7 protein-coding genes are annotated in these 6,980 nt (G+C 64.5%); 6 read left to right on the top strand and 1 reads right to left on the bottom strand.

Translation table 11 applies throughout. From position 1 onward, the window contains the following. Nucleotides 1–399 precede the first annotated feature (399 nt). The 3 genes from OXG33_04335 (at nucleotide 400) to OXG33_04325 (ending at nucleotide 4,443) form a co-directional block, all read left to right on the top strand. Nucleotides 400–1,314 carry an ABC transporter permease gene (locus OXG33_04335; GenBank protein MCY4113153.1) on the top strand — a complete coding sequence of 305 codons (915 nt, stop codon included), beginning with the start codon at nucleotides 400–402 and terminating at the stop codon, nucleotides 1,312–1,314. Between the two features lie 104 nt (nucleotides 1,315–1,418). Further along, entirely contained in the window at nucleotides 1,419–3,329 is a 1,911-nt protein-coding gene (locus tag OXG33_04330; protein ID MCY4113152.1) for an ABC transporter substrate-binding protein, read from the top strand. 121 nt (nucleotides 3,330–3,450) lie between these two features. Then, the gene (locus OXG33_04325; protein MCY4113151.1) at nucleotides 3,451–4,443 is read left to right on the top strand and encodes an ABC transporter permease; all 993 of its coding nucleotides are present in this window, start codon (nucleotides 3,451–3,453) and stop codon (nucleotides 4,441–4,443) included. Here OXG33_04325 and OXG33_04320 read toward each other — a convergent pair. Next, nucleotides 4,440–4,865 carry a GH32 C-terminal domain-containing protein gene (locus OXG33_04320; GenBank protein ID MCY4113150.1) on the bottom strand — a complete coding sequence of 142 codons (426 nt, stop codon included), beginning with the start codon at nucleotides 4,863–4,865 and terminating at the stop codon, nucleotides 4,440–4,442. The two genes, OXG33_04325 and OXG33_04320, sit on opposite strands and share 4 nt — an antisense overlap. 40 nt (nucleotides 4,866–4,905) lie before the next feature. On the opposite strand from OXG33_04320, the gene OXG33_04315 reads away from it, so the two are divergent. From OXG33_04315 to OXG33_04305, 3 genes are all read left to right on the top strand, one after another. Beyond that, the gene (locus OXG33_04315) at nucleotides 4,906–5,154 is read left to right on the top strand and encodes a hypothetical protein (protein ID MCY4113149.1); all 249 of its coding nucleotides are present in this window, start codon (nucleotides 4,906–4,908) and stop codon (nucleotides 5,152–5,154) included. A 616-nt stretch (nucleotides 5,155–5,770) separates the two neighbouring features. Then, nucleotides 5,771–6,058 carry a hypothetical protein gene (locus OXG33_04310; GenBank protein MCY4113148.1) on the top strand — a complete coding sequence of 96 codons (288 nt, stop codon included), beginning with the start codon at nucleotides 5,771–5,773 and terminating at the stop codon, nucleotides 6,056–6,058. Between the two features lie 145 nt (nucleotides 6,059–6,203). Beyond that, nucleotides 6,204–6,731, top strand: a complete 528-nt coding sequence (locus tag OXG33_04305) for a hypothetical protein (GenBank protein MCY4113147.1) — start codon at nucleotides 6,204–6,206, stop codon at nucleotides 6,729–6,731. Nucleotides 6,732–6,980: the final 249 nt, after the last annotated feature.

The raw sequence follows: 6,980 nt of genomic DNA, 5'->3' as shown, positions 1-6,980 counted from the left end.
TGGGACGCTGGCTGGTTTCATGGCTGGCGCAGTTGATCGCGACGTTCCTGAACCACGTCAAGACCAGCGGCCCACCGCCCGCACGGTAGTCGGGGCCGTCGCGCCGAATCGAGGGCTGGAACGCCCAGCGATAGCACGCGATGGAGATACAGAGCTTCACGCTGGCCTCCGGCGCTGGTCGGCGGCGACATTATGTCCCACGGCGGCTGGGTTCGTGGCGCCTCCGTCACCCGCCGACGGAATGTCGCGGGATTGACGCTTCTTGGTCAAGCAGTTTAGGTTCAAACGGCAGCCGCGGCCGCCCGTTGATTGCTTGTTCGGGATTCGGACGGCGCTGCTGTCCGTCGGCCTGGAAATCCGCGGTGCGATTCGCATCCGTATCGGGACGGGGAGCGTCCGTTGAGCTTGGAGTCACGGGTGGTGGGCGAGGCGGCCCTCCAGGGCGCCGCGCAGGCCAAGCCGCGCAGCGAATGGTCGCTCGCGTGGCGGCGTCTCTACCGGAACAAAGGCGCCCTGGTGGGTGGCGTGGTGCTCATCGTGATGGCGAGCGGGGCGATTTTTGCCGACCTGATCGCCTCGGAGCGGCTGGATTACTACAACGTGCCGGGAGCGCTGCTGCCGCCGGGCACGGACGGCCACCTCTTCGGCACGGACGACATCGGACGCGACGTGTTCAGCCGCGTGGTGCGCGGGGCGCGCATCTCCTTGCGCATCGGGTTCACGGCGGTTGCGATTGGGGCGTTCTTCGGGTCCATCCTGGGATTGGTCGCGGGCTATTTCGGCCGCTGGCCGGACATGCTGATCAGCCGCGTGCTGGACGTCATGCTGGCGTTTCCCAGCCTGCTGCTCGCCATCACCATCGTCGCGGGACTCGGTCCCGGCCTGAACAACGCCATGATCGCGCTGGGGATTGCCGGGATTCCGGGGTACGCCCGCGTCGTGCGAGGCACCACGCTGTCGGCGCGCGAGTTCACCTATGTGCGGGCGGCGCGCGCCGTCGGCATGCGCGACGGGCGGATTATCTTTCGCCACATTCTTCCGAATGTGATCAGCCCCATTCTCATCCTGGCGACGCTCGGGCTGGGCACCAACATGCTGTCGGCGGCCGGCCTGAGCTTCCTCGGACTGGGCGCCGGTCCGCCCGAACCCGAATGGGGTCTCGAGCTGTCGTTGAATCGAAACTACTTCCGCACGGCCTGGTGGATCCCGACGTTCAACGGACTGGCGTTGGCGATCACCGTGTTCGCCATCAATCTCTTTGGCGACGGCCTCCGCGAGGCGCTCGATCCACAGGCGTCGGCGTGGGCCGGCTAGTCGCCGCGCAGCGCCGCGGCCGCATTGCCGCGGGCGCGGCGCAGCGAGTAGGATGCTTTGCTGTAGAACGTTCTGGTATCCGAATGTCTGGGGGAGGTAAAGACATGGGTATGAAATCTTCGCTCTCGCGCCGTCAAGCGTTGCGCGGTGGAGCCCTTGCCTTAGCCGGCGGTGTCGGAGCGGCCGCACTCGCCGCGTGTGGCGAAGAGAAGATCGTCACCAAGGAAGTCATCAAGGAAGTCCCGGTCCAGACCATCGTCACCCAGGAAGTAATCAAAGAGGTCGAGGTCGCGACGATCGTGACCCAAGAGGTCATCAAGGAAGTCCCAGTCCAGCAGATCGTCGAGAAGGAAGTCATTCGCGAGGTCATCGTCGAGAAGATCGTCGAGCGCGCTCGCGAGCGAGCGCCCGGCGTCGACGCGCACCTGCTCAGCAAGATCGTCGATATCGGCGGCGAGCCCTGGGACCCCATCGTGGGCGGCGAGGTGAGCTACTTCACGTTCACGAATCCGAACTCCCTGGACCCACTGTCCTGGATTACGCGCGGACCCGAGGCGACGTCGCCGATGTTCGAGCGCCTCGTGGTGTTTGGGGAAGACAACGTTCTCCAGCCGCACCTGGCGGCGGATCTTCCTCAGGTCGCCGACGATCACATGTCGTGGACGCTGCCGCTGCGCAACGACGTGAAATTCCACGACGGCACGCCGTTCAATGCCGACGCCGTGATCTTCAACTTCGAGCGCTATCTCGATGAGAGCGCCGTGCGCGGCGCGGTTGCGGGTGAGGTCGGCGCATTCGCGAATGTCGAGAAGATCGACGACTTCACCGTGCGGTTCAACACGAACGGGCCGCAGCCGCTGCTGCCGGAATTCCTGACTACCCCCTCGCTCGTGATGGGTTCACCGAAAGCCATTTCGGAGATGGGGCAGGACTTCGAGCGCAATCCGGTTGGAACGGGCCCTTACAGCTTCGTGAGCTGGACCGACGACGTCGACCTCTTATACGAGCGGTTCGACGACTACAACTGGGGCCCGCCATTTGCCACGAACAAGGGGCCGGGCCTGGCCGACACGGCCAGGATCCTGCAGCTGTCGATGGACTTCGCCGCCAGGGCGCAGGCGTTCGAGGCCGGCGAGATCGACATCTCGCTGCAGTTCACGTTCCCGGACGTGCAGCGGGTTTCCGAGAACCCCGCCTTCCACGTCATCGGGCTGCTGTTCAACGACATCCAGTACGTGCCGATGAACACGATCAAGTGGCCCTTGACCGACATCAACGTGCGGAAGGCGCTGATTCACGCGCTGGACCGGCGGACTGCGACCGTGCGGCAGAACGGCGGGCTTGCGCCAACCCTGGTGAGCAACCTGCTCGCCCCGGGCACCATCGGATTCAGCGAAGAGGCGTCCAAGCTCTACGACTGGAACGTCCCCAAGGCGAACCAGATCCTGGACGAGGCCGGCTACGCACGCGGCGAGGATGGCTTCCGCTACGACTCCGAGGGCAAGCGGCTCGAGGTGATCTTCCCGAACACCCCGAATCCAATCTGCGAGCTGTTCAAGCTCGACATCGAGTCCAACATCGGCATCTTCGTGGATGTGCCCAACATCGACTTCCCGACATTTGCCGAGGGCATGAGCCAAGGGCTCTACCACCACGCCTGGAACGGCGTCGGCGGGCGCAACGGCGATGCGCTGTACACGAGGTTCCACACGTCGCTGCTGGGCAAGCCCGGCCGCGCGTGGACGTTCTTCGAGTACTCGGGCGAGCCGGGCGTGCCCAATCCCGACTCGCGCATCGACCCGCTGCTGGACGGTGCGCGCACCGAGTTCGACGCGGAGAAGCGCGTGCAAATGTGGAAGGACGCCGAGTATCTCCTGATGCAGAACGCGGTGGGCGTCCCGCTGGTGCAGTCGCTCCTGGCGTGGCTGACGAATCCGGCCACGGTCGGTGGGCGAATGTTTATCGGCAGCGGCGCGTCGCACCCCTACTTCGGCGACCTCTACAGCAAGGACTAGGAGCGCCTGAAGCATCGTTGTCGATGAGAATCGCCTCGGTGGCCAATATGTCGCCAAGCGGCATGGGTCGAGCTAAAGCCGGGCGCGGCGCCTCAAGGCGCCGCGCCCCTTTGGCCTAGCCATGGGCGCTTACATCCTGCGACGGATGCTGTACATCATTCCGGTCACCCTGGGGGTGGTCACGGTGGCTTTCGTGCTGTTGCGCCTGGTCCCCGGAGACCCGATCACGCTCTACTACTTCGGGCAGGATCAGCCGGGGCAAGCCAGCGCGTCCGCCGCCGGTCTCGAGTCGGAGTCCACGCTCGAGCGGCTGCGCGAGGCCTACAACCTCGACAAGTCGATGCCCCACCAATACGTGCTGTATCTGGCGGACCTGGTGCGGGGCGACCTGGGAATCTCGATCCGCAAGAAGCGCCCGGTCCTGCACATCATTGGCGACCATTGGCCGGCGACCATGCAGATCACGCTGGTGGGCATGTCGGTTGCCATTGTCGTGGGATTGACCGCTGGGATTCTGTCCGCGATCAAGCACCACACCATCATCGACTACGCGGCCCAGATGTTCGCGATTATCGGCGTGTCGGTGCCCCAATTCCTGCTTGGGCTGGTATTGATCTTTATCTTCGCCATTCTCTGGCGGACGGACGAAGGGCTAGGAATGCTGCCGGCAATCTCCAACGGTCACGGCAAGGAGTTGATCCTGCCGTCAATTACCCTGGGGCTGGCGGCTTCCGCCATCCTGGCCCGGCTGACCCGGTCGTCGATGCTGGACGTGATGTCACGGGACTACATCCGCACGGCACGCGCCAAGGGTTTGCGCGAACGCGCGGTGATATGGATGCACGCGCTGCGCAACGCACTGATCCCCATCGTGACCGTGATCGGGCTGGAATTCGGCGGGCTGCTGGGCGGGGCCGTGGTGATCGAGACGGTGTTCACGCGCCAGGGGCTGGGTTTTCAACTCATCAATTCAATTAATCAGCGAGACTACCCCATCGTGCAGGGTCTCGTCGTTATGGCGGCGCTGGTCTATGCGCTTATGAATCTCGTCGTCGACGTGTTGTACACCTACATCGATCCGCGGGTGCGCCTCGAAGAGTCGACGGCGACTTAGCGCCGGGTCGACGACGCGGCATGCGGCTTGACCCGTAGTCGAGCAGGTGGGTCGGTCGGGTCGGCAAGGGCGTCCGCCCCTGGTGCTCGAATCGATACCCCAATGCTGTCGGCCCGCTCCGGATAGAAGCGAACCGCCGCGCATTGCTTGGAGTTGACGAACACCTCGACGACGCCGCGATCAACGAAGACCCGCAGCTCGACGGGCTCGTCCGGCTCGATGTTGACCGGCGCCGTTTCCGGAGCTCGTGACAGAACGTCCGCTGCCTCCGACGCGTACGACGTGCCGACGGTGACCAGGCTGAAATGCGGCCCGGTGCCCAGGACGCGTTCGAAATGCCCGCGGTTCTTGTAGAAGGCGATGCGCCTGAATTCCTCCCTGCCCGGTGGGCGTAGGATTTTTAGACTCCACCATCGGGGCACCCTGGGGATCGAGTACGGCCGCAAGCTCGAGCGCCCGGCCTTGGACCGACTCGAACACGCGCTCCGCGTTTGCCGGCAGCCGGGCTGCGCCCACGCGCATGTGGGCGTCCCGCAGCGCCGCGAGTGCTGGCACCGGTTCCATGCACAGGTCGTCGGTGGCGGCCATGTTGTGGGTGAGGCCGCCGTTCCAGATCAGTCCGCGGTCCTCGACTTTGTGGCGCATGGCATCCGCCCCGGCGCGGTCGTCGCCGTATTCGCCGGGATGCGCGTAGAGGCCCTGGAGTCCTAGCTCGGCACATCGTCAACCATCCAGAATAAGCGGTTGTCTTCCGGCGGCGCGTCTGTGGATGACTGCAAGTAGGCCAGCGGCCCGCCACAGGCGCGGTAGTCGAGCCCGTTGCGCCGAATCCTCGGCTGGAACGCCCAGCGGAAGCACGCGATCTGGGACGAGCATCCTCCCCGTTGGACCGGATGAGCGCCACCCTGAACGGACGCTCCTCATCGATGCAGGCGCGAATCATCACGCGGTACCGCAGCTCGAAAGTGTGCAGCGGCAGCCGCATGTGCGGAGACAACACAATGTGAAGCGGAATAGAGTCCAACTGCATGATTGAGTCTGGCGAGCGACAGCAGCGCGGTAGTGGTCAAGTTTGATACGGAGGTTCTTGTGCGGCTGCTAGCGCCGGCACATGCCGTCCGTGGTCTTGGCCTGGCACTCCTCGCAGCGGTGTTGGGGCGGCGGCTTCGTGAGTCGGCGGAAGTAGTTGGTCTCAGGCCACCGCGAGCAGTTGCGGCACCAGTGCCACGTGCGGCTTGTCCGGCACCGTCGATTGGGCATCGGCGGAGTGTAGTGGGGGCGGAATTGGTGGTAAAGGTTGATGTGGAGGCCGAGGAGGAGTGGTAGCGTGAGCGCCATGGTGCGCCAAGCCCGGGTTGTGTTCGACCTGACTGATGTTGTTGCCGTTCGGCTGCAGTGCGCGGAGTGTGGCAATGAGGTGGTTCAACGCGTCGAGCGCACGGTCAACGCACCGACTGTTTGCCCAATCTGTGAGAAGTCCTGGGCCGTAGCCCGAAAGGGCCTACCCGTCCATACGCTCTTGGCCCAGATTTGCGAGCTCGTCGCGAATCATGATGAACTCCCGAGCGTTGTGCGTTTCGAGTTTCCGGACGACGGTGACAGCTCCGACAAATGACGGCCAGACCATAACCGGCTAAGGTTCGCCTACCACGCGAAGATCGTTGACCCGGCGGCCCCGGACGAGCTGCTGGAGACCTCGCGTGGTACCGGGTCAACGATCCAGCGGCTCCATTCGGGGCCGCCACCCGGCAAGGTGCTGCATGAAGTCGTGTCTCCGTGCTTTCGGTGGATTCCTGTTCTCGGTGCTGCTGGTTGGCGTTCGGTTTGCGCTGGGCGTAACCGCGTCGACGGAGCCGGGTGCAGCTACCTCAAACGAGTCGGTGTTTGAGGTCACGGCCCGGGCGGTGCCGACTGACACGCCAGTACCCACGCCGATCCCGGAGGCTACGGCGACGCCGGCGCCCACGCCAACACCGACGGCGACGCCGGCACCCCGGTGGACACCAGTGCCCACGCCAACACCTGCGCCTACCGCGACGTCCGGGACGTGCTTCGCCCCAGACGGGTCCCACCGGCAGACCAACCTGTTGATCAAGTACGAGCTGCTGTTTCCCGAGAGCTTCGAGCACGTGGAGACGCGGGCGATGTTGAGCCCAGATGGTCGCGTGTTTGTCCTCGAGGTAGAGCTAACCGCGCTGAATGTGCTCGGGCAGCGAGTTCGTGGCCTGGCCTACGGTGAGGTTGATGCACAGTCGTGCGCGGCGCTCGACGGCGGGCTGTTGGAGTAAGGACGTCAGTCGCCGTCAACGGTACGCTCGTCGTGGGATGAAGGGAATTGAACCCTCACCGAGTGGCGTTAGAATTCCTTCGGCCCCGCCACGGCATTCCAGAATTGACAGTGTAGCGACCGGCGATCTTCGGACTCCGGTCGCTACGCGCCTAAGCGCGAGTCGATGCAGGGACGGCGCAGATGTCTGCACGTCGGTGGATCTTTCTGGTTGTGGTGGTCACGCTGGTGGCGATCGGTATCGCGGCGC

Source organism: Chloroflexota bacterium (genome assembly GCA_026708035.1).
Taxonomy (GTDB): Bacteria; Chloroflexota; UBA11872; order UBA11872; family UBA11872; genus JAJECS01.
This window is presented reverse-complemented; position numbering and strand designations above follow the sequence as displayed.

Coding starts and splice junctions, on each gene's coding strand:
- OXG33_04330 (MCY4113152.1), top strand. CDS start 1,419: ATGGGTATGAAATCTTCGCTCTCGCGCCGTCAAGCGTTGCGCGGTGGA.
- OXG33_04325 (MCY4113151.1), top strand. CDS start 3,451: ATGGGCGCTTACATCCTGCGACGGATGCTGTACATCATTCCGGTCACC.
- OXG33_04305 (MCY4113147.1), top strand. CDS start 6,204: ATGAAGTCGTGTCTCCGTGCTTTCGGTGGATTCCTGTTCTCGGTGCTG.